Source organism: Klebsiella sp. R445, assembly GCF_051131755.1.
Taxonomy (GTDB): domain Bacteria; phylum Pseudomonadota; class Gammaproteobacteria; order Enterobacterales; family Enterobacteriaceae; genus Klebsiella; species Klebsiella lignicola.
The window spans coordinates 3,109,308-3,132,073 of the sequence record NZ_CP180446.1; the positions used below are offsets into that span (position 1 = coordinate 3,109,308).

The 22,766-nt window shown below is 52.3% G+C and carries 17 protein-coding genes, 1 tRNA gene and 2 rRNA genes; 7 read left to right on the forward strand and 13 right to left on the reverse strand.

Annotated elements, in window-relative coordinates; all coding sequences use genetic code 11:
- Positions 1-97 precede the first annotated feature (97 nt).
- The 3 genes from ACMYSN_RS14545 to typA form a co-directional block, all read right to left on the reverse strand.
- Positions 98-1,075 (reverse strand): sugar phosphate isomerase/epimerase family protein, encoded by a 978-nt coding sequence (locus tag ACMYSN_RS14545; protein ID WP_462495292.1) that lies wholly within the window; start codon positions 1,073-1,075, stop codon positions 98-100.
- 7 nt (positions 1,076-1,082) lie between these two features.
- Positions 1,083-1,793, reverse strand: a complete 711-nt coding sequence (locus ACMYSN_RS14550; protein ID WP_462498259.1) for a GntR family transcriptional regulator — start codon at positions 1,791-1,793, stop codon at positions 1,083-1,085.
- 219 nt (positions 1,794-2,012) lie between these two features.
- Positions 2,013-3,836, reverse strand: a complete 1,824-nt coding sequence (typA, locus tag ACMYSN_RS14555) for a GTP-binding protein TypA/BipA (protein ID WP_462495293.1) — start codon at positions 3,834-3,836, stop codon at positions 2,013-2,015.
- 379 nt (positions 3,837-4,215) lie between these two features.
- Between typA and glnA the strand changes: the two genes are divergently transcribed.
- The 3 genes from glnA to glnG all read left to right on the forward strand — a co-directional run bounded on the left by glnA (position 4,216) and on the right by glnG (position 8,280).
- Positions 4,216-5,625 carry a glutamate--ammonia ligase gene (gene glnA, locus ACMYSN_RS14560; RefSeq protein ID WP_123710481.1) on the forward strand — a complete coding sequence of 470 codons (1,410 nt, stop codon included), beginning with the start codon at positions 4,216-4,218 and terminating at the stop codon, positions 5,623-5,625.
- 187 nt (positions 5,626-5,812) lie between these two features.
- A complete protein-coding gene (glnL, locus tag ACMYSN_RS14565; RefSeq protein WP_123758055.1) occupies positions 5,813-6,862 on the forward strand; it encodes a nitrogen regulation protein NR(II) in 1,050 nt (349 codons plus the stop codon).
- Positions 6,863-6,870: 8 nt separating this feature from the next.
- Positions 6,871-8,280, forward strand: a complete 1,410-nt coding sequence (gene glnG / locus ACMYSN_RS14570) for a nitrogen regulation protein NR(I) (RefSeq protein ID WP_123758056.1) — start codon at positions 6,871-6,873, stop codon at positions 8,278-8,280.
- Positions 8,281-8,323: 43 nt separating this feature from the next.
- Here glnG and hemN read toward each other — a convergent pair whose 3' ends face one another.
- Together hemN and yihI are read right to left on the reverse strand one after the other, a co-directional pair.
- Positions 8,324-9,697 (reverse strand): oxygen-independent coproporphyrinogen III oxidase, encoded by a 1,374-nt coding sequence (hemN, locus tag ACMYSN_RS14575; protein WP_462495294.1) that lies wholly within the window; start codon positions 9,695-9,697, stop codon positions 8,324-8,326.
- A gap of 188 nt (positions 9,698-9,885) precedes the next feature.
- Positions 9,886-10,392 (reverse strand): GTPase-activating protein, encoded by a 507-nt coding sequence (gene yihI, locus ACMYSN_RS14580; RefSeq protein WP_462495295.1) that lies wholly within the window; start codon positions 10,390-10,392, stop codon positions 9,886-9,888.
- 584 nt (positions 10,393-10,976) lie between these two features.
- On the opposite strand from yihI, the gene yihA reads away from it, so the two are divergent.
- Positions 10,977-11,609: a GTP-binding protein gene (gene yihA, locus ACMYSN_RS14585; RefSeq protein ID WP_462495296.1), complete on the forward strand. Its 633-nt coding sequence runs from the start codon at positions 10,977-10,979 to the stop codon at positions 11,607-11,609.
- A gap of 134 nt (positions 11,610-11,743) precedes the next feature.
- On the opposite strand, the gene spfP is transcribed toward yihA, so the two are convergent.
- Both spfP and polA read right to left on the reverse strand, forming a co-directional pair.
- Entirely contained in the window at positions 11,744-11,791 is a 48-nt protein-coding gene (gene spfP / locus ACMYSN_RS14590) for a small protein SpfP (RefSeq protein WP_071892919.1), read from the reverse strand.
- A 165-nt stretch (positions 11,792-11,956) separates the two neighbouring features.
- The gene (gene polA / locus ACMYSN_RS14595; protein WP_462495297.1) at positions 11,957-14,749 is read right to left on the reverse strand and encodes a DNA polymerase I; all 2,793 of its coding nucleotides are present in this window, start codon (positions 14,747-14,749) and stop codon (positions 11,957-11,959) included.
- Positions 14,750-15,145: 396 nt separating this feature from the next.
- Here polA and ACMYSN_RS14600 point away from each other — a divergent pair, with 396 nt between their 5' ends.
- Positions 15,146-16,054 carry an acyltransferase gene (locus tag ACMYSN_RS14600; RefSeq protein WP_123758062.1) on the forward strand — a complete coding sequence of 303 codons (909 nt, stop codon included), beginning with the start codon at positions 15,146-15,148 and terminating at the stop codon, positions 16,052-16,054.
- A 42-nt stretch (positions 16,055-16,096) separates the two neighbouring features.
- On the opposite strand, the gene dsbA is transcribed toward ACMYSN_RS14600, so the two are convergent.
- The 3 genes from dsbA to ACMYSN_RS14615 form a co-directional block, all read right to left on the reverse strand.
- Positions 16,097-16,720 (reverse strand): thiol:disulfide interchange protein DsbA, encoded by a 624-nt coding sequence (gene dsbA / locus ACMYSN_RS14605; protein WP_462495298.1) that lies wholly within the window; start codon positions 16,718-16,720, stop codon positions 16,097-16,099.
- A gap of 27 nt (positions 16,721-16,747) precedes the next feature.
- Positions 16,748-17,734, reverse strand: coding sequence for a stress response kinase A (locus ACMYSN_RS14610; RefSeq protein ID WP_462495299.1), 987 nt, complete (start codon positions 17,732-17,734; stop codon positions 16,748-16,750).
- A 75-nt stretch (positions 17,735-17,809) separates the two neighbouring features.
- Positions 17,810-18,079 carry a YihD family protein gene (locus ACMYSN_RS14615; RefSeq protein ID WP_132731766.1) on the reverse strand — a complete coding sequence of 90 codons (270 nt, stop codon included), beginning with the start codon at positions 18,077-18,079 and terminating at the stop codon, positions 17,810-17,812.
- 71 nt (positions 18,080-18,150) lie between these two features.
- On the opposite strand from ACMYSN_RS14615, the gene mobA reads away from it, so the two are divergent.
- Positions 18,151-18,732, forward strand: a complete 582-nt coding sequence (mobA, locus tag ACMYSN_RS14620; protein WP_462495300.1) for a molybdenum cofactor guanylyltransferase — start codon at positions 18,151-18,153, stop codon at positions 18,730-18,732.
- Positions 18,729-19,229 carry a molybdopterin-guanine dinucleotide biosynthesis protein MobB gene (mobB, locus tag ACMYSN_RS14625; RefSeq protein WP_462495301.1) on the forward strand — a complete coding sequence of 167 codons (501 nt, stop codon included), beginning with the start codon at positions 18,729-18,731 and terminating at the stop codon, positions 19,227-19,229. The genes mobA and mobB overlap by 4 nt, the downstream gene beginning before the upstream one ends.
- A 128-nt stretch (positions 19,230-19,357) precedes the next feature.
- Here mobB and rrf read toward each other — a convergent pair.
- From rrf to ACMYSN_RS14640, 3 genes are all read right to left on the reverse strand, one after another.
- Positions 19,358-19,473 (reverse strand): 5S ribosomal RNA (gene rrf, locus ACMYSN_RS14630).
- A 93-nt stretch (positions 19,474-19,566) separates the two neighbouring features.
- A 23S ribosomal RNA gene (locus ACMYSN_RS14635) occupies positions 19,567-22,472 on the reverse strand.
- A gap of 218 nt (positions 22,473-22,690) precedes the next feature.
- Positions 22,691-22,766: transfer RNA gene (locus ACMYSN_RS14640), tRNA-Glu, on the reverse strand.

The window sequence follows — 22,766 nt, forward strand, 5'->3', positions numbered from 1 at the left end:
TAATAATTTTTAAAATTATTTAGTTTTATAGGAAATAGAAGCTGACCACACCTGGTGGGTGGCATTGTGCAAAAATTAAAATAAAATACTGAAATAGTTAGCTAATAAGGTGGCTGGCCTCACTTTTTATTTGCTGGAGAGTGGTTCGGACAAAATCTAACTGCCGAATAGCATCCGCTTTCTCTTTTACTAAGCGTGCTTCCAGCAGAGCGGCGTCAGGTAAAGGGGTTTCACTCATTTCGCGCCATGGGATCCACGGGTTGTCGCCTTCATCAGCAAAACGGAATGCCGGGGCATAGTAGTCCACCTCTTCTTCCAGGCCATAAGCCATCACCTGAGGCTGCTCATCACCCAGACAAATCAGCCTGGTCAGCAGATCTTTGAACGGCATATCTCCTTGCCCGGAGCTGCAGGCCTGATGTCCGAGGCCATTATCCTCGTTGATAATCAAGGCATCTTTAATATGCACCTGAGTAATAAAAGGTGACATCGTCTCGAGGGCAGTCAGCGGATGCTCGTTGGCGTTAATCATATTGGCAAAATCAAACAGCAGAGAAAGAGAAGGCATCTCGCTTTGTTCAACCAGCGCCACCAGCTCATGGCTTTTCAAATCTTCATGTTGTTCGAGCGTAAACGTCAGACCGCTGTCCTGATAACGTTCTTTAATATACTGAATATCAAGATTAATTTTTGGCATGACGTCCTGCAAATGACCTTCATAACGAGGATAAAAACGAACAGAGGTCGCGCCTGTTTTTAATGCGATGCGGGTAGCATGGTCGATAGCCTGTTGATCCGAGGCGCTGGTTTCTATATGCACATCAAGCTGTAATTGTTTTGCTTTTTCCGCAAACCCGGCAAGTTCAGTATCATTCATATTACCGAGAGAACGCGTTTCACCATCGAGAACATGAATTTTCACGCCTCGCAGATGATTCTCATGCGCAATATCTAATAAGTCACCAGGTAATATCCGTTCAAGGCGCATATTAAAATGGTATGCATAGGCGTGAAGATAAAGTGGAAGGTTATCTACACGAGCGAGGATTTTTTCTGCATCGTATTTCGTTAGCATAAGACACCTACAAGTTAATAAAGAGGTCGACTGCCTCAAACCGCCAATATTCAATATCGATCTGAATGATATTGCCATTACTGTCAGCCCGGTGTTTCTCAATAAGAATGGCAGGCATGCCCGAGGAGCCGCCAATAAATTTACCAATATCACCAGACATTCTGACCGGTTTAAACACCAGTTTTTTCGTTACGACGTCCTTTTGGTACTCATTTTTCCAGACCGAGGAGAAAGACTGATTATCGAGTTGTTCAATAAACCCGGGGGCGACATTGGGGTTAATAAACGTCTCATGATAAAACACTTTATGTCCTTCCAGGGCACCCCACCCGGTAATGAGATACAGCTCATCCGACGGAGTTGTTGCGAGAAGCGGCCGTGCGGCATCGGGATAGCTGGCGGTGCGACTTTTGTCGATAAACCCCCAGGAAGGCTCCCTGCCCTGTTCCAGCGCCGCACGCTGGAAGCTGGCCGATAGCTCCGGGCTGTAGTTAAAACGCGGCTGGGTAACAAACCATCCCTTGCGGTCTTTACGGAAAATCCGCGATTCCGCTTCCAGGTTTAAGAGCGCCTGGCGCAGGGTCATACGCTTAATGCCCAGCAGTTCCCCGAGCTCTCTTTCAGAAGGAAGTTTACCGCCCGGTGCTGTGATCCCTTCCCTCAACCAGTGGTCTAATTTTTCTTTCGCATTTTCGACGGTTGATTGATTCATCGTTATTGTTTAGTCCATTTGGTTTAAACCAGATGATGAATCTTACTCTTACGCGCAAAAAAATAGCAATATCTACATTATTCTTTGGGGATAAATGTGACCGGCCTCTCCTCGCTAAAGGAGCGATTGTCCGTTGATGTGAGTGGTGACGGGGGATTGCTGAACTTCAGGGCAAAAAAAACCCCGCCGTTATGGCGGGGTTCTGGCGTCGACAAGAAGCGTAAATTAGTCTTCTTTCGGACCGCGCATCGCGCGTTTACGATCGTTCTCGGTCAGATGACGCTTACGGATACGTACAGAGGTCGGCGTCACTTCTACCAGTTCGTCGTCATCGATGAACTCCAGAGCCTGCTCCAGGGTCATTTTCTGCGCCGGAACCAGCGTAGTCGCTTCATCAGTACCTGACGCACGCATGTTGGTCAGTTTCTTACCGGTCAGACAGTTTACTGTCAGGTCGTTAGAACGGCTGTGAATACCGATGATCTGGCCTTCATATACTTCCGCACCGTGACCCAGGAACAGCTTACCGCGGTCCTGCAGGCTGAACAGTGCGAAGGCAACTGCTTTACCCTGACCGTTGGAGATCAGAACGCCGTTCTGACGCTGGCCAACATCACCCGCACGAACATCATCGTAGTGGCTGAAGGTGGAGTACAGCAGACCAGTACCGGAGGTCATGGTCATGAACTCAGAACGGAAGCCGATCAGGCCACGGCTTGGGATCACGTAGTCGAGACGTACGCGGCCTTTGCCATCTGGATTCATGTTTTTCAGGTCGCCTTTACGCTCACCCAGAGCCTGCATGACAGAACCCTGATGCTGCTCTTCAACGTCCAGCGTTACGTTTTCGAACGGCTCTTGTTTACGGCCGTCGATTTCGCGGAAGATAACTTTCGGACGGGAAACCGCCATTTCGAAACCTTCACGACGCATGTTTTCGATCAGAACAGACAGGTGCAGCTCGCCACGACCAGAAACGCGGAATGCGTCAGCATCCGGAGTTTCTTCAACACGCAGTGCCACGTTGTGCACCAGCTCTTTGTTCAGGCGGTCAAGAATCTGACGAGAGGTAACGTACTTACCTTCTTTGCCACAGAACGGAGAGGTGTTAACGCAGAAGAACATGGAAACGGTCGGCTCATCGACTGACAGCGCCGGCAGCGCTTCAACATTCTGCGGATCGCAGATGGTGTCAGAGATGTTCAGCTCGCCCAGACCGGTGATCGCAATGATATCGCCAGCTTCAGCAACATCACTCTCGATACGTTCCAGACCCAGGTGAGTCAGTACTTTACCGACTTTACCGTTACGGGTTTTGCCTTCGCTATCAACGATAGTGACCTGCTGGTTCGGCTTCACTTTACCGCGTTTGATGCGGCCGATGCCGATGACGCCAACGTAGTTGTTGTAGTCCAGCTGGGAGATTTGCATCTGCAGCGGGCCGTCCAGGTCTACGTTTGGTGCCGCTACACGATCGACGATGGTCTGATACAGCGGAGTCATATCGTCAGCCATATCTTCGTGATCCAGACCCGCGATACCGTTCAGCGCAGAAGCGTAAACGATCGGGAAGTCCAGCTGCTCATCAGTCGCATCAAGGTTAACGAACAGGTCAAATACCTGATCGACGACCCAGTCAGGGCGTGCGCCCGGACGGTCAACCTTGTTGATGACCACGATTGGCTTCAGACCATGAGCAAATGCCTTCTTGGTTACGAAGCGCGTCTGCGGCATCGGGCCATCCATTGCGTCAACGACCAGCAGCACGGAATCAACCATGGACATGACACGTTCAACTTCACCTCCGAAGTCGGCGTGCCCTGGGGTATCAACGATGTTGATACGATAGTCGTTCCATTTGATAGCGGTGTTTTTAGCGAGGATGGTAATCCCACGCTCTTTCTCCAAATCGTTGGAGTCCATCACTCGCTCTTGAGTTTCGGCACGAGCATCAAACGTACCGGATTGCTGCAGCAGCTTATCAACCAGGGTAGTTTTACCATGGTCAACGTGCGCGATGATGGCGATATTACGCAAATTTTCGATCACAACTTTGCCTCAGGCATTTAGAAATAGCGCGTTATTGTACACGGATTAATCGCAGTACAAAACAGGATCACAAACATCCTCCACAAACAAGTATTGCAGAGTTTCTTTGTGATCGCTTTCACGACGCGTTAAAAGGGTTTTTATAGGTGATTTGCACCAAATTGGTGCCCAATGTTCACACAATTGCACTATATTAGTGCAATGCATTCATAATGGTGCAGCCCTTTTGCACGATGGAGTGCATGATAACGCCTTTTGGGGGCAATTTAAAAGTTGGCACAGATTTCGCTTTATATTTTTTAAGGCAACAACGCCACTTTACGTAGCAAAAAAGTTTTCGTTACCACGACGACAATGACCAATCCGGGAGAGTTTAAGTATGTCCGCTGAACACGTTTTGACGATGCTGAACGAGCATGAAGTGAAGTTTGTCGATCTGCGCTTCACCGATACCAAAGGTAAAGAACAGCACGTCACAATTCCTTCTCATCAGGTGAATGCCGAATTCTTCGAAGAAGGCAAAATGTTTGATGGCTCCTCGATTGGTGGCTGGAAAGGTATTAACGAATCAGACATGGTTCTGATGCCGGATGCGACCACTGCGCTGATCGACCCGTTCTATGAAGAACCGACTCTGATCATCCGCTGCGACATCCTGGAACCAGGCACCCTGCAGGGCTATGACCGTGACCCGCGCTCCATCGCCAAACGTGCGGAAGAGTATCTGCGCTCTACCGGTCTGGCGGACACCGTACTGTTCGGGCCAGAACCAGAGTTCTTCCTGTTTGACGACATCCGTTTCGGCGCGTCCATCTCCGGTTCCCACGTTGCTATCGATGATATCGAAGGCGCATGGAACTCTTCCACCAAATACGAAGGTGGTAACAAAGGTCACCGTCCTGGCGTGAAAGGCGGTTACTTCCCGGTTCCGCCGGTAGACTCCTCTCAGGATATCCGTTCTACCATGTGTATGATCATGGAAGAAATGGGCCTGGTTGTTGAAGCTCACCACCACGAAGTGGCGACCGCAGGTCAGAACGAAATCGCTACCCGCTTCAACACCATGACCAAAAAAGCGGACGAAATTCAGATTTACAAATATGTGGTACACAACGTTGCTCACCGCTTCGGTAAAACCGCAACCTTCATGCCAAAACCGATGTTTGGCGATAACGGTTCCGGTATGCACTGCCACATGTCTCTGTCCAAGAACGGCGTAAACCTGTTCTCTGGCGACAAATATGCTGGTCTGTCTGAGCAAGCGCTGTTCTACATCGGCGGTGTTATCAAACACGCTAAAGCGATCAACGCCCTGGCAAACCCGACCACCAACTCCTACAAGCGTCTGGTCCCGGGTTATGAAGCACCGGTTATGCTGGCTTACTCTGCCCGTAACCGTTCTGCCTCTATCCGTATTCCGGTAGTAACTTCTCCGAAAGCACGCCGCATTGAAGTGCGCTTCCCGGATCCGGCTGCTAACCCGTACCTGTGCTTCGCAGCACTGCTGATGGCTGGTCTTGACGGTATCAAGAACAAAATCCATCCGGGCGAAGCCATGGACAAAAACCTGTACGATCTGCCGCCGGAAGAAGCGAAAGAGATCCCACAGGTTGCAGGCTCTCTGGAAGAAGCACTGAACGCGCTGGACGCGGACCGTGAGTTCCTGACTGCTGGCGGTGTATTCACCAACGACGCGATCGATGCTTACATCGCTCTGCGTATTGAAGAGAACGACCGTGTACGTATGACTCCGCACCCGGTTGAGTTCGAGCTGTACTACAGCGTCTAATTTTGCTGTAAATCCTGGGTATGCCATGTTGTGGCGTGGCATATCAAGGGTATTTTGTTGCCGTGGAAACTTTCAGCCCATCTCAGGATGGGCTTTTTTCTCCACCAACATGCTGATCTCATGCGCTTTTTATCCATAAAAAGCTATACTGCACTATAACAGTGCACTCATTTCAGGAGACTGTCAGATGGCAACAGGCACTCAGCCCGATGCTGGGCAGATCCTTAACTCTTTAATCAACAGTATTTTATTGGTCGATAACGACCTGGCGGTGCATTACGCGAACCCGGCAGCACAGCAGCTTCTGGCGCAAAGTTCTCGTAAGCTCTTCGGCACGCCACTCCCGGAACTGTTGAGCTATTTTTCCCTGAATATTGGCCTGATGCAGGAAAGCCTGCTCGCCGGCCAGGGGTTTACCGATAACGAAGTCACGCTGGTTATCGATAGCCGCTCCCATATCCTGTCTCTGACGGCACAACGCCTGCCTGATGGCTTTATCCTGCTGGAGATGGCGCCAATGGATAATCAGCGTCGCCTGAGCCAGGAGCAGCTGCAGCACGCACAGCAAATCGCCGCGCGGGATTTGGTTCGCGGGCTGGCACATGAGATTAAAAATCCGTTAGGTGGCCTGCGAGGTGCCGCGCAATTGCTGAGTAAAGCATTGCCTGACCCGGCGCTGATGGAATACACCAACGTGATCATTGAACAGGCCGACCGCTTAAGAAATCTGGTCGATCGTCTGTTGGGGCCGCAACACCCGGGGATGCATGTTACTGAAAGCATCCACAAGGTCGCTGAGCGGGTCGTGAAGCTGGTTTCCATGGAGCTGCCGGATAACGTCAAACTTATCCGTGATTACGACCCTAGCCTGCCGGAACTGCCGCACGACCCCGACCAAATTGAACAGGTACTGCTGAATATCGTGCGCAACGCGCTGCAGGCTCTGGGGCCAGAAGGGGGTGAGATTACCTTACGTACCCGTACCGCCTTCCAGCTGACCCTGCACGGTGTACGTTACCGCCTTACTGCGCGTATTGATGTCGAAGATAACGGTCCGGGTATCCCGCCCCAGCTGCAGGATACGCTGTTTTATCCGATGGTCAGCGGGCGCGAAGGCGGTACCGGTCTGGGGCTCTCCATTGCCCGCAGTCTTATCGATCAGCACTCCGGAAAAATTGAATTTACCAGCTGGCCGGGACATACCGAATTCTCGGTATACCTGCCGATTCGGAAATAGAGGTGTTTATGCAACGAGGGATAGCCTGGATCGTTGATGACGATAGCTCCATCCGTTGGGTGCTTGAACGCGCGCTAACCGGAGCAGGCTTAAGCTGTACAACATTTGAAAGTGGCAATGAGGTGCTTGATGCCCTCACCACCAAAACGCCGGATGTCCTGTTATCTGATATCCGGATGCCGGGAATGGACGGTCTGGCGCTCCTGAAGCAAATTAAACAGCGTCACCCGATGCTCCCGGTCATCATAATGACCGCTCATTCGGATCTCGACGCGGCGGTCAGCGCCTATCAGCAAGGCGCCTTTGATTACCTGCCAAAGCCGTTTGATATTGATGAAGCGGTCGCGCTGGTTGACCGGGCGATCAGCCACTATCAGGAGCAGCAGCAGCCGCGCAATATTACGATCACCAGCCCGACGGCCGATATCATCGGTGAAGCGCCGGCGATGCAGGACGTCTTCCGCATCATCGGGCGTCTGTCGCGCTCCTCAATCAGCGTGTTGATCAACGGCGAGTCCGGGACCGGTAAAGAGCTGGTTGCGCATGCGTTGCATCGTCACAGCCCGCGCTCAAAAGCACCGTTTATCGCGCTGAACATGGCGGCGATTCCAAAAGACCTGATCGAATCCGAACTCTTTGGTCACGAGAAAGGGGCCTTTACCGGCGCCAACACCGTGCGTCAGGGGCGTTTTGAGCAGGCCGATGGCGGGACGCTTTTCCTTGATGAAATCGGCGACATGCCGCTGGATGTGCAGACGCGCCTGTTGCGTGTTCTGGCCGATGGTCAGTTCTATCGCGTTGGTGGCTATGCGCCGGTGAAAGTGGATGTGCGCATTATTGCCGCCACCCACCAGAACCTTGAGCAGCGCGTACAGGAGGGAAAGTTCCGTGAGGACCTGTTCCACCGCCTGAACGTGATTCGCGTGCATCTCCCGCCGCTGCGCGAGCGTCGCGAGGATATTCCACGGCTGGCTCGGCATTTCCTGCAAATTGCCGCCCGGGAGCTGGGCGTCGAAGCCAAACAGCTGCATCCGGAAACGGAAACCGCGCTGACTCGTCTGGCCTGGCCCGGCAACGTGCGGCAGCTGGAGAACACCTGCCGTTGGCTGACGGTCATGGCCGCGGGTCAGGAAGTGCTGACTCAGGATCTCCCCAGCGAGCTGTTTGAGACGTCGATTCCGGATAGCCCGACCCATATGCAGCCGGATAGCTGGGCAACGCTGTTAGGGCAATGGGCCGATCGCGCGCTGCGTTCCGGTCATCAAAACCTGCTTTCAGAAGCACAGCCGGAAATGGAGCGTACGCTGCTGACCACCGCGCTACGCCACACTCAAGGGCACAAGCAGGAAGCCGCTCGTCTGCTGGGATGGGGACGGAATACTCTGACACGCAAGCTGAAAGAGTTGGGCATGGAATAAAGACCATCGGCCCCGGCAGACACCACGTCTGCCGGGGCCGCGTTTAAATCACCCGGGAGAACTGCTGCATCCGCGCTTTCTGGCGCAGATAGACATCAAAGCACATGCAAATGTTGCGAATCAGCAAGCGGCCTTTCGGCGTCACCTGAATCCCCTTCTCGCTGACATCCACCAGCCCGTCTTTTGCCAACGGCGCCAGCAGGGCAAGATCTTCGGCGAAATAGTGCTGAAAATCGAAATCCCAGCGGGCTTCTATCGCTGAATAATCGAGGCTGAACTGGCAGATCAACGCTTTGATGACATCACGACGAATACCGTCATCGCGGGTCAGGGCAATGCCGCGCCAGAGTGCATCTCCGCGTTCATCAACCTGCTGATAATAGAGCTTCAGCTCTTTCTGGTTCTGCGCGTAGGCGTCGCCAATCATGCTGATCGCCGATACCCCCAGCCCCAGCAGGTCCGAATCCCCCTGGGTCGTGTAGCCCTGGAAGTTGCGGTGCAATACACCTTCACGCTGGGCCACCGCCAGCTCATCATCCGGACGCGCGAAGTGATCCATCCCGATAAACTGATAACCGGCCGCGGTGAGCGACACGATAGTCTCCTGCAGGATATCCAGCTTCTGCTCCGCGGAAGGCAGGTCGGCATCTTTGATTTTACGTTGAGCGGCGAACAGCGTCGGCAGATGCGCATAGTTAAAGACGCTCAGGCGATCGGGGTTAAGCTCGGCCACTTTTTGCAGCGTAAAGGCGAAGCTCTCCGGCGTCTGTTTTGGCAGGCCGTAAATCAGGTCGATATTGGTCGACGTAAAGCCAATCTCACGAGCATGGTTGAGCAAGGAAAAAATAAAGGCTTCATCCTGCTCACGATTGACCAGACGCTGAACCTCTTTGTTAAAGTCCTGCACCCCCATGCTCAGGCGATTGAATCCTTCAGATCGGAGATGATCCAGGACATCCAGTTCAATTTCGCGCGGATCGACTTCAATCGAGATCTCCGCATCGGCGTTAAAATTAAAATGGCTGCGCAGCAGGTGCATCAGACGGCTGATTTGCGCTTTATTCAGATAAGTAGGGGTACCACCGCCCCAGTGCAGCTGGTTCACCAGACGCCCGCTAAAAAGCGGTGCACGATGAATAATCTCCTGCTCCAGGACATCGAGATACTGGTCGGCTTTATGCTGCTGGCGGGTCACAATTTTATTGCAGCCGCAGAAATAGCACAGCTTGTGGCAAAACGGGATATGTACATACAGCGAAAGCGGGCGCTGCGGATAACGAGCCACCGCCTCGCCAAATTCAGCCGCGCCAAATTCAGGAGAAAACTCCAGTGCGGTGGGATACGAGGTATAACGCGGCCCGGAATAGTTATATTTCTGGATCAGGGCCAGATCCCAGTCGATTAACTGCTCAGACATGCTCACTCCTTCCGATGGTGCCGCCGACGGGTACGCCGCCCCGGCCCAACCATATCTCGGGTAATGAGCCGGTTGCGCAGCCATTTCTGACGCCGCGACAACCGTCGTAGTTTAGCGAATAACCACAGCAGATAACATATAACCAGAAGGGTTATAAGCAGGACCGGGAATCCGACTGAGTGCAAACGTTAGTTTCCACCCTTCAGCAAGCGCATCATATCTTCCTGACGCTCTTCTTCTTCTTCATCTTCGTCATCGTCGTAGGACAGACCAAGCTGTTGCATCAGCTCATCAATACGATCGAGTTTGGCATCAACCCAGGTCTGCTCTTCAGCATTCAGGGAACCACCCTCTTCCAGACGTTCCAGCAGCGCGTCCAGGCGCTCATCGTTTTCCAGCAAATCCAGCTCAGCCTGCGGTGAAAGCATAGGTTTCTCGCTCTTCGGTTTGTGCTGCTTAGTAGCCGGGGTACTTTCAGTGACGCCCAGCGGAATCGGTTTTTTACTTCCAATACGTGGATCTTGCTGTTGGCCCTGTTTTTTGCCAGATGAGGCGGTATCGCCGCCGGTTGCGCGACTCCCTGCGACGTGGCCACGATGTTTTTTCTGGCGCTTGCGGTCGCGGGATTCCTGGTTCATTTCTTCACGGGTCTTGCGCTGCGTTTTGCCACGGGGTGCAGATGTCGGTTTTTTCATATCAGTAATCTTCAGATTCGTTTTCTTCAGTATAGAATTGAGGCGGAATCTAGCAGAAAGCAAGCAAAGAAAAAAGGCGACAGATTACACTGTCGCCTTTTTCCTCACTGACAACCCTTAACGGGTTTCCACTTTCCTTGTTAGCTAACGACACACCCTGTCTTTCCTTTAGCTAATAACAGTCCTTGTTACATCCCTTTCCTTATCAAAACGTCTCCAGACGTTTGTCATCCTGACGGTAATCCCTGGTCTTCGCCTCCTGGCGCTCCTGACAACTCATCCTGAGTGCATGTCCTGTCGGCTTCCTCGCCCTTGCCTGCTACTTTACCGTCTCAGGCAAATCCTACAACCACTGGTGATGAAAAAACGACTATTTCAGATTTATACCCTTTTACAACAACATGATTCTGAAAGCTTTTGTTATGACCCCACGCAAAATCTTCATCAATAACCCCTATACAGAATGGGCAATGTCTCACAAAGAGCATGGTTTTACTGACATCAGAGAGATGCGGTAAAAACGGTCTTTTTCTGCTGTTCAGGTATAATCCCCACCATAGCCTTATTTAACGGAGACGACAGTCTTGACCAACTGGAACTATCAACAAACGCATTTTGTCACCAGCGCACCCGATATCCGCCATCTTCCATCTGATACCGGTATCGAAGTTGCCTTTGCTGGTCGCTCAAATGCCGGCAAATCCAGCGCACTGAATACGCTCACTAACCAGAAAAGCCTGGCGCGTACTTCCAAGACGCCTGGCCGCACACAGCTTATCAACCTGTTTGAAGTTGCCGAGGGTAAACGCCTGGTCGACCTTCCGGGGTACGGCTACGCGCAGGTACCGGAAGAGATGAAGATCAAATGGCAGCGCGCGCTGGGTGAATACCTGGAGAAGCGTCTGTGCCTGAAAGGTCTGGTGGTGCTGATGGACATCCGTCATCCGCTGAAGGATCTCGATCAGCAAATGATTGAATGGGCAGTGGAAAGCGATATTCAGGTGCTGGTACTGCTGACAAAAGCCGATAAGCTCGCCAGCGGTGCACGTAAAGCTCAGGTGAATATGGTGCGTGAAGCGGTTCTCGCCTTTAACGGTGACGTGCAGGTGGAACCATTCTCTTCGCTGAAGAAATCAGGCGTAGATAAACTGCGGCAGAAGCTCGATAGCTGGTTTAACGACATCCCACCGCAGGAAGCGATCGAAGACGGCGAGTAATCCCTGCCTTTCCCCGGATAGCGGTGTCTGACACCTTATCCGGGCTGCATTTCCCGCCCGGGTAACGCGCCCGAAATTTTCTTTCGCGCAATAAAAAACGCCCCGGTCATAAATGACCGGGGCGGCTAAAATATTCAGCCAAATCCGATTACGTGAAGTAAAAGGTCTGAAAGATAGAACATCTTACCTCTGTACCCTACGTCATTAACTCTACTCTTCTTTCGATGAGGGAGAAAGCACTTTTTGTAGTTTTTTTTCACTCTTTACATAGCAAATTCAAATGATCATCACAAAATACGATAAGTTATGTTGCTTACTTACAGAAAATCACCTTATCCGCTGAATACTTAGTGCGCTTGATCCCAGTTTTCACCGCTTCCCACTTCCACCAGCAGCGGTACCGCCAGCGTGGTGCAGTTTTCCATCAGTTCATGGACCTTTTTCGCCACTACATCAAGATCGTCTTTATGCACTTCAAAAACTAATTCATCGTGGACCTGCATGATCATCCGCACGCGCGGTTGCTCGGTCAGCAGCCACTCATCGACAGCGATCATGGCGCGCTTAATGATATCGGCAGCCGTTCCCTGCATCGGGGCATTGATCGCCGCACGTTCCGCTCCGGCCCGGCGGGCGCCATTGCTGGATTTGATGTCCGGAAGGTAAAGACGGCGGCCATCCAGGGTCTCAACATAACCCTGATCTTTCGCCTGAGCGCGGGTGCGCTCCATATAATCCAGCACGCCCGGATAACGCTCGAAGTAGAGGTCCATGTACTTTTGAGCCTCTTTACGCGGGATGTTGAGCTGGCGGGCGAGGCCGAATGCGCTCATGCCGTAGATCAAACCGAAGTTAATCGCCTTGGCGCTACGACGCTGCTCGCTGCTCACGCTGTCGAGCGGCAGGCCAAATACTTCTGCCGCCGTCGCCCGGTGGATATCTTTTCCTTCAGCAAACGCCGTCAGCAGGCCTTGATCGCGCGACAGATGCGCCATAATGCGCAGCTCGATTTGCGAGTAGTCGGCAGAGACAATGAGGTAATCAGACGGCGCAATAAACGCCTGACGGATACGGCGCCCTTCCTCGTTACGTACCGGAATGTTCTGCAGGTTAGGATCGGTGGAAGATAAACGCCCGGTGGCGGTCACCGCCTGGTGATAAGAGGTATGCACACGCCCGGTCTTCGGGTTAATCATCAGCGGCAGCTTGTCGGTATAGGTCGACTTCAGCTTCGCCAGCCCACGGTATTCCAGAATAACTTTCGGCAGCGGGTAATCCAGCGCCAGCTCTTCCAGCACCTCTTCCGACGTCGAAGGTGCGCCGCCCGGGGTTTTCTTCAGCGGCTTAATACCTTGTTTTTCAAACAAGATGGTTTGCAGCTGCTTAGGAGAAGAGAGGTTGAACTCTTCACCGGCGATCTCGTAGGCTTTTTGTTCCAGCTCGATCAGACGTTTGCCGATCTCCTGCGAATGGGCGTGCAGGACCGCCGGATCGATTTTAACGCCGTTACGCTCCACGCGGGACAGCACCGGGACCAGCGGCATCTCAATCTGTTTAAAGATGTTCAGCGGCCCTTCATGCTGCTGCAGTTTCGGCCACATCTTCAGGTGCAGCTGCAAGGTCACGTCGGCATCTTCCGCCGCGTAGCGCCCCGCTTCTTCCAGTGCAATCTGGTTGAAGGTCAGCTGATTTTTACCTTTACCCGCAATCTCTTCAAAGGTAATGGTTTTGTGCTTCAGCCAGCGATCGGCGAGGCTGTCCATATCATGGCGACCGGCCACGCTATCAAGGATGTAGGACTCCAGCATGGTGTCAAACGCGATACCGCGCAGCTCTATGTCATAGTTCGCCAGAATCCCGCGGTCATATTTCAGGTTTTGCCCGACCTTCTGCAGTTTTTCATCTTCCAGCAGCGGTTTCAGCAGTTCCAGCACGCGCCCGCGGGGGATCTGATCCGGCGCATCCAGATAGTCGTGGGCTACCGGTACATAGGCCGCCAGGCCCGGTTCAATAGCAAATGACAAGCCAACCATATTGGCAGAGATGTTATCCAGGCTGTCCGTTTCCGTATCAAACGCAAACAGCGGGGCTTTCTTCAGCCTGGCGATCCACTCGGTCAGCGTCTGTTCATCCAGGATGGTGACGTAGTTGTCTGCGGACAGGGTTGATGCAACCTCACCCTCTTCTTCGGCCACGGCAGCCGACTCAGCGTCTGCTGGTTTCGCCGAGGATTTCACGCCCTTGGTCGCCATCCATTTACCGGATTCAACATCGGTGATCCAGCGCTTAAATTCATATTTTTTGAACAGCGCCAGCAGCTCGTCCGCAGCCGGCGGCAGCACGTGCAGCTCTTCACAGCCCAGATCCAGCGCAACGTCGGTTTTAATGGTGGCCAGCTTATACGAGAGATAAGCCAGCTCTTTGTTTTGTTCCAGCTTCGCCGCCATGGTTTTGGCGCCGCGGAAGGTCAGCCCGGCAATTTTATCTGGCTCAGCGTACAGCGTATCCAGCCCGCCCAGACCCTGCAGCAATGCCTGTGCCGTTTTCTCGCCCACCCCCGGAACGCCCGGAATGTTATCCGAGGAGTCGCCCATCAGCGCCAGGAAGTCGATAATCAGCTCAGGGGGAACGCCATACTTGGCCACCACTTCATCCGGACCAAGGATCGTATTGGTCATGGTGTTAATCAGGGTGATCCCCGGCGTCACCAGCTGCGCCATATCTTTATCACCGGTGCTGATCAGCACCGGGCGGCCCACTTTTTCCGCTTCACGCGCCAGCGTCCCGATCACATCGTCAGCTTCAACGCCAGGCACCGCCATCAAAGGCAGTCCCATCGCTTTTACCATGGTATGCAACGGTTCGATCTGCGCCCGCAGATCGTCCGGCATCGGCGGACGGTGGGATTTGTAATCCTCAAACAGTTCATCACGGAAGGTTTTGCCTTTAGCATCAAAGACCACCACCGCATGGCTCGGCTGATACTGCAGGATCAGGCTTCGCAGCATATTGAGCACGCCATACATGGCGCCGGTCGGCTCTCCGGCGCTGTTGGTCAGCGGCGGGAAAGCGTGATATGCCCGGTAGAGATAAGAGGAGCCGTCGACGAGGATGAGAGGGTTTTCTGGGATCTGAACCATAATTTCCGTGCCTGTTTATCAGATTATCGGTAAAGGATGCCACAGACAGGCCTGAAAACCTGAATTATTCCCGCATTTCACCGAAAAGATTCGTTGATCCGGTCGATCGTGCGCCGATGATATCTGTGGATAACTTTGTGCATAGTTTTATAAGGATAGCTATCCAGCCTGAACAAAAATAGCGAAAAATATAAATATCACTTATTTATCAATGCATTACTAATTGCCCTTTGCGCTTAATATCATTCTGATGACTCAATGTTCCATGTGGATATAAGATCCGCCTTTTTTTCTGTTCTGGTAAGACCCGTCATTTGCCGCGTTTTCTGGTAAAATCAGCCTCTTGCATCATTTAATGGTGCTCTTTATCAGCCTAACTTTCTGAATAAACTAACTATGTCGAGATTACTCGCTGCGATAACGCTTCCGCTGAGTATCGCCCTTACTATCTTAGTCACCATTATCTGTTCCGTACCGATAATCATCGCCGGGCTGATTAAACTTCTTATACCTCTTCCCGTGGTATGGCGTGCGGTATCCCATTTTTGTAATTTCATGATGTACTGCTGGTGTGAAGGGTTAGCGCTGCTGCTTTACCTCAACCCCTGGCTGAAGTGGGATGTACAGGGCCTTGAAGGGCTGAACAAGAAAAACTGGTATCTGCTTATCAGCAATCATCATAGCTGGGCGGATATCGTGGTGCTTTGCGTGTTGTTTCGCAAACACATTCCAATGAATAAATACTTTCTGAAGCAACAGCTGGCCTGGGTGCCTTTTATCGGGTTGGCCTGCTGGGCGCTGGATATGCCCTATATGCGGCGGTACTCACGCGGCTATTTGATCCGCCATCCGGAGCGTCGCGGTAAGGATGTTGAAACGACCCGCCGCTCCTGCGAGAAATTCCGGTCACACCCGACGACCATCGTGAATTTTGTCGAGGGATCGCGTTTTACCGAAGAGAAGCAGCATCAGACCCGCTCGCCTTACCGCAACTTATTGCCGCCAAAGGCCGCAGGCATCGCGATGGCGCTGAACGTGCTCGGCTCTCAGTTCGATAAGTTGCTAAACGTCACATTATGCTACCCGGAAAACAGCAAGAGACCGTTTTACGACATGCTGAGCGGCCGGCTGACGCGGATAGTCGTGCGCGTTAATTTGATTCCCGTGGCAGAGGAACTGCACGGTGACTATGTGAATGACAAGAACTTCAAACGTCGTTTTCAGCGTTGGTTGAATGTGCTGTGGGAAGAGAAAGATCGGCAGCTGACGGAAATCATGCAGCAAAAAGACAGAAACGTTCGTTAAGGTTGAAAACAAAAACGCCGGTCATTGACCGGCGTTATTTTATTACTTCTTCTCAACCAGTTGCTTAACGGTATCAGCATATTGGGCAACAAAGGCATCCATATTGCTGGTATCCATCCCCTGCGGGTTCAGCTGGTATTTACCGTTGACGTACATCGCCGGCACACCCTGCAGCTGCAGGTCGGCAGCCGCTTTTTCCTGCTGAGCAACCAGGGATTTCACCACGAAGCTGTTCCATGCCGCATCGTAGTCTTCACCTTTCACACCAGCATCAACGAAGACTTTACGAATATCGGCAACGGTCTGCACGGTCTGAGTTTTCTGTACTGCTTCGAACATCGGCACGGTAATTTGATCTTCAACGCCCAGCGCCATCGCCACAGCCCACGCCTGAGTTAAGTCTTTACCCAACGGTCCGAGGAACTCAACGTGATATTTGGTCATTTTGACGCCTTCCGGCAGCTTTTTCTTCACGTTGTCAGAGACGTGCAGCACTTCTTCAAACTGATAGCAGTGCGGGCAGTAGAACGAGAAGAATTCGAGCACCTGAGGCTCACCGGCTACGGGCTTATCAAGGGTGATGTATTGCTTACCGTCGGCGATCTGGGCAGCGGATGCGCTGAAAGCCAGAATCATACCAGCCAGCGCCAGCCAAATTTTTTTCATGCTTACGTTTCTCCTGAAAATATCAAATTAATACATCGGCGTTAACTGAAGAGGGGGTTCTTGCAGAACCTTCACCTGCTCAAGAAAAGTTGCAGTCTGCCCGCGCCAGTAATCTTCCCCGGTTAGCCATGGGAAATTAATAGGGAAAGCAGGATCGTCCCACCGCCTGAGTAACCATGCCAGATAATAGACTAACCGCATGGCACGTAAAGGTTCGATAAGGGCAATTTCGTCCGAATTAAATGGACTGAATTCTTCATAGGCTTCGATGATCATCTCCAGCTGCATTCTCTGCTCGGCTTTATCACCATTGAGCAGCATCCAGAGATCCTGAATTGCCGGACCGTTGCGGGCATCGTCTAAATCGACAAACAGTGGACCATCGCGCCAGAGGATGTTGCCGGCATGGCAATCGCCGTGCAGGCGCAGGACATCCGCATTGCCGTGCCAGTGTGCCATTACTGCCGCAATCAGCTTGTCGGCAGCATGAAGAAAACTCTGCTTCAGGCCTGCGGGGATCAGCGTTGAGCGTTCAAATACCTCGCGCGGAGCAAGTAAATACTCATCCACGCCGATTTCCGGACGCGCGACAAATTTCTGCTTGCGGCCGGTCTGGTGCAAGCGCCCCAGATAGCGGCCGACAGACTCCATTTGATCAAGGTTATCTGACTCAAACTGGCGCCCGCCTAAGCTTGGGAATACCGCAAAGTAGAAGCCCTGGTGTTGATGAAGCGTATTGTCGTTAAACAGTAGGGGCGCAGCGACGGGGACATCATCCTGCTTAAGCTGGAGGGTAAACTGGTGCTCTTCGATGATCTGTGCGGCAGACCAACGTTCAGGACGATAGAACTTCACCACATAGCGATGGCGGTCTTCGTCCTGAAACTGGTAAACGCGGTTTTCATAGCTGTTAAGCGGGGTGAGCCCGGAGTCCACCCGCATCCCCAGATCGAACAGGCCATCGATGATGGTATCCGGGTTAAGCGTCTGAAAATTGAAAGCCTTATCGTGCATCCTGACATCCGATAATCGTACGAATAGTTCAGGATATCATCTCATCAGTCGTTTCGTGGCAGCACTTACAACCTTTTACTCTTTAATCACGCCACGTGCGCGCAGTAAGGCCGTTTTGAAATCCTCTTCATAATCTTTCTGGATACCAGGGATCACCGCCTCTTTTGCCGAATCACGCATTTTCAGATGATATATCAGAATATCGTCGGAAAGATCGGTCAGTTCGCCGTCATAACCGGCTTCTTTCGCCAGTTTCTGCAAGAATTGCATCAGGTTCAGTTCCGGTTCTTTCTGCCAGGCTGGCTGGAGGAGTTCAATTACTTCATTCAGGCGTTTACATTTCATGGTCATGCTCCTTACTCTTGATGAGGACACGTTAACAGGGTCAATCCCACAAAGAAAGAGGCGATATTGATATGCAAGGCGAGGTCATAACCGGCGTGGTGTTAGCGGGCGGAAGAGCCACGCGCATGGAGGGGGCGGATAAGGGCTTACAGTTGCTCAACGGCAAACCACTATGGCGCCATGTTGCAGAAGCGCTTTCCTCTCAGGTGACAAACCTGGCCATCAGCGCCAACCGTCATCTCGATCGCTGGCACGCAAGCGGGTACCCGGTTTATACAGACAATCTCTCCGGCTTCCCTGGCCCGCTGGCCGGGATGCTCTCCGTGATGCAGCAGACGGATAGCGAATGGTATCTCTTTTGTCCTTGCGATACGCCGTTTATACCTTCATTTTTGGTCGAGCGCTTTATACAGCACAAAGGTACCGCTCCGGTCGTCTGGGTGCATGATGGAGAACGCGATCATCCTGCGATAGCCCTGATGCATCGCCGCCTGATTGGCGAACTTGCCGCGTATCTTACCGCTGGCGAGCGACGGGTGATGATGTTTATGCGCCAGAGCGGCGGGCACCACGTTGATTTTAGCGATGTCAGATCGGCGTTTATTAACGTGAATACGCTTACCGATCTGCAGAACATGCAGGAGCCATCATGATCCCGGTTCTCGCCATTTCCGCCTGGAGCGGTACGGGTAAAACCACGCTATTAAAGAAGCTGATCCCTGCATTGTGCGCAGAAGGCCTGCGGCCGGGTTTAATTAAGCATACCCATCACAATATGGATGTCGATAAACCGGGTAAGGACAGCTACGAGCTACGTAAAGCGGGGGCTGCTCAAACGATTGTGGCCAGCTCAGAACGTTGGGCGCTGATGACCGAAACCCCGGATCAACCAGAACTGGATTTACACTGGCTGGTCAGCAGGATGGATGCATCGACACTGGATGTGGTGCTGGTAGAAGGGTTTAAGCATGAACCGGTAGCGAAGATCCTGCTTTTTCGGCAAAACAGCGGACATGATGCAGCCGATCTTGTTGTGGATGAACATGTCATTGCGATAGCCAGTGATACGCAGATTGAGACTACGCTTCCGCAATTAGATTTGAACGATATTCCGCAGATCGTGGCATTTATTCAGCGGTGGCTGGCATAAACGCAAAAAGCCCATCCGTCAGGATGGGCTTCTGAGCTGTCTGATAGCCCGGAAATACCTTTCCCGGCTAAATCGCAGACAAAAACAAAAGGCCCAGTCTTTCGACTGAGCCCTTTGCTTTATTTGATGCCTGGCAGTTCCCTACTCTCACATGGGGAGACCCCACACTACCATCGGCGCTACGGCGTTTCACTTCTGAGTTCGGCATGGGGTCAGGTGGGACCACCGCGCTATTGCCGCCAGGCAAATTCTGTTATCAGGATGCCAAAAGCACCCCAACTAATCTGTATCAGGCTGAAAATCTTCTCTCTGTTCACCAAAACAGCTTTGGCGTTGTAAGGTTAAGCCTCACGGTTCATTAGTATCGGTTAGCTCAACGTATCGCTACGCTTACACACCCGACCTATCAACGTCGTAGTCTTCAACGTTCCTTCAGGACTCTCAAGGAGTCAGGGAGAACTCATCTCGGGGCAAGTTTCGTGCTTAGATGCTTTCAGCACTTATCTTTTCCGCATTTAGCTACCGGGCAATGCCATTGGCATGACAACCCGAACACCAGTGATGCGTCCACTCCGGTCCTCTCGTACTAGGAGCAGCCCCCCTCAATTCTCCAGCGCCCACGGCAGATAGGGACCGAACTGTCTCACGACGTTCTAAACCCAGCTCGCGTACCACTTTAAACGGCGAACAGCCGTACCCTTGGGACCTACTTCAGCCCCAGGATGTGATGAGCCGACATCGAGGTGCCAAACACCGCCGTCGATATGAACTCTTGGGCGGTATCAGCCTGTTATCCCCGGAGTACCTTTTATCCGTTGAGCGATGGCCCTTCCATTCAGAACCACCGGATCACTATGACCTGCTTTCGCACCTGCTCGCGCCGTCACGCTCGCAGTCAAGCTAGCTTATGCCATTGCACTAACCTCCTGATGTCCGACCAGGATTAGCTAACCTTCGTGCTCCTCCGTTACTCTTTGGGAGGAGACCGCCCCAGTCAAACTACCCACCAGACACTGTCCGCAACCCGGATTACGGGTCTACGTTAGAACATCAAACATTAAAGGGTGGTATTTCAAGGTTGGCTCCACGCAGACTGGCGTCCACGCTTCAAAGCCTCCCACCTATCCTACACATCAAGGCTCAATGTTCAGTGTCAAGCTATAGTAAAGGTTCACGGGGTCTTTCCGTCTTGCCGCGGGTACACTGCATCTTCACAGCGAGTTCAATTTCACTGAGTCTCGGGTGGAGACAGCCTGGCCATCATTACGCCATTCGTGCAGGTCGGAACTTACCCGACAAGGAATTTCGCTACCTTAGGACCGTTATAGTTACGGCCGCCGTTTACCGGGGCTTCGATCAAGAGCTTCTCCTTGCGGATAACCCCATCAATTAACCTTCCGGCACCGGGCAGGCGTCACACCGTATACGTCCACTTTCGTGTTTGCACAGTGCTGTGTTTTTAATAAACAGTTGCAGCCAGCTGGTATCTTCGACTGATTTCAGCTCCATGAGCAAGTCACTTCACTTACCATCAGCGTGCCTTCTCCCGAAGTTACGGCACCATTTTGCCTAGTTCCTTCACCCGAGTTCTCTCAAGCGCCTTGGTATTCTCTACCTGACCACCTGTGTCGGTTTGGGGTACGATTTGATGTTACCTGATGCTTAGAGGCTTTTCCTGGAAGCAGGGCATTTGTTACTTCAGCACCGTAGTGCCTCGTCATCACACCTCAGCGTTAACAGAAGTCCGGATTTACCTAAACTTCCCGCCTACATGCTTAAACCGGGACAACCGTCGCCCGGCTAACATAGCCTTCTCCGTCCCCCCTTCGCAGTAACACCGAGTACAGGAATATTAACCTGTTTCCCATCGACTACGCCTTTCGGCCTCGCCTTAGGGGTCGACTCACCCTGCCCCGATTAACGTTGGACAGGAACCCTTGGTCTTCCGGCGAGCGGGCTTTTCACCCGCTTTATCGTTACTTATGTCAGCATTCGCACTTCTGATACCTCCAGCAACCCTCACAGGCCACCTTCAACGGCTTACAGAACGCTCCCCTACCCAACAACACATAGTGTCGCTGCCGCAGCTTCGGTGCATGGTTTAGCCCCGTTACATCTTCCGCGCAGGCCGACTCGACCAGTGAGCTATTACGCTTTCTTTAAATGATGGCTGCTTCTAAGCCAACATCCTGGCTGTCTGTGCCTTCCCACATCGTTTCCCACTTAACCATGACTTTGGGACCTTAGCTGGCGGTCTGGGTTGTTTCCCTCTTCACGACGGACGTTAGCACCCGCCGTGTGTCTCCCGTGATAACATTCTTCGGTATTCGTAGTTTGCATCGGGTTGGTAAGTCGGGATGACCCCCTAGCCGAAACAGTGCTCTACCCCCGAAGATGAGTTCACGAGGCGCTACCTAAATAGCTTTCGGGGAGAACCAGCTATCTCCCGGTTTGATTGGCCTTTCACCCCCAGCCACAAGTCATCCGCTAATTTTTCAACATTAGTCGGTTCGGTCCTCCAGTTAGTGTTACCCAACCTTCAACCTGCCCATGGCTAGATCACCGGGTTTCGGGTCTATACCCTGCAACTTAACGCCCAGTTAAGACTCGGTTTCCCTGCGGCTCCCCTATACGGTTAACCTTGCTACAGAATATAAGTCGCTGACCCATTATACAAAAGGTACGCAGTCACCTGACAAATCAGGCTCCCACTGCTTGTACGTACACGGTTTCAGGTTCTTTTTCACTCCCCTCGCCGGGGTTCTTTTCGCCTTTCCCTCACGGTACTGGTTCACTATCGGTCAGTCAGGAGTATTTAGCCTTGGAGGATGGTCCCCCATATTCAGACAGGATACCACGTGTCCCGCCCTACTCTTCGAGTTCACAACGTGTGCATTTTAGTGTACGGGGCTATCACCCTGTACCGCCGGACTTTCCAGACCGTTCCACTAACACACGCGCTGATTCAGACTCTGGGCTCCTCCCCGTTCGCTCGCCGCTACTGGGGGAATCTCGGTTGATTTCTTTTCCTCGGGGTACTTAGATGTTTCAGTTCCCCCGGTTCGCTTCGTTAAGCTATGTATTCACTTAACGATAGTGTGTCGAAACACACTGGGTTTCCCCATTCGGAAATCGCCGGTTATAACGGTTCATATCACCTTACCGACGCTTATCGCAGATTAGCACGTCCTTCATCGCCTCTGACTGCCAGGGCATCCACCGTGTACGCTTAGTCGCTTAACCTCACAACCCGAAGCTGTTTCGTAAAACAGTTCGCATTGCGAAAATTTGAGAGACTCGAACACACCGCTTTTCCTTTCTTATTACGGAGAAAGGAAACAGTGTGTCGTTTCAATTTTCAGCTTGATCCAGATTTTTAAAGAGCAAATATCTCAAACGTGATTCCGGAGAACCAGTTTTGAGATATTGAGGTCGGCGACTTTCACTCACAAACCAGCAAGTGGCGTCCCCTAGGGGATTCGAACCCCTGTTACCGCCGTGAAAGGGCGGTGTCCTGGGCCTCTAGACGAAGGGGAC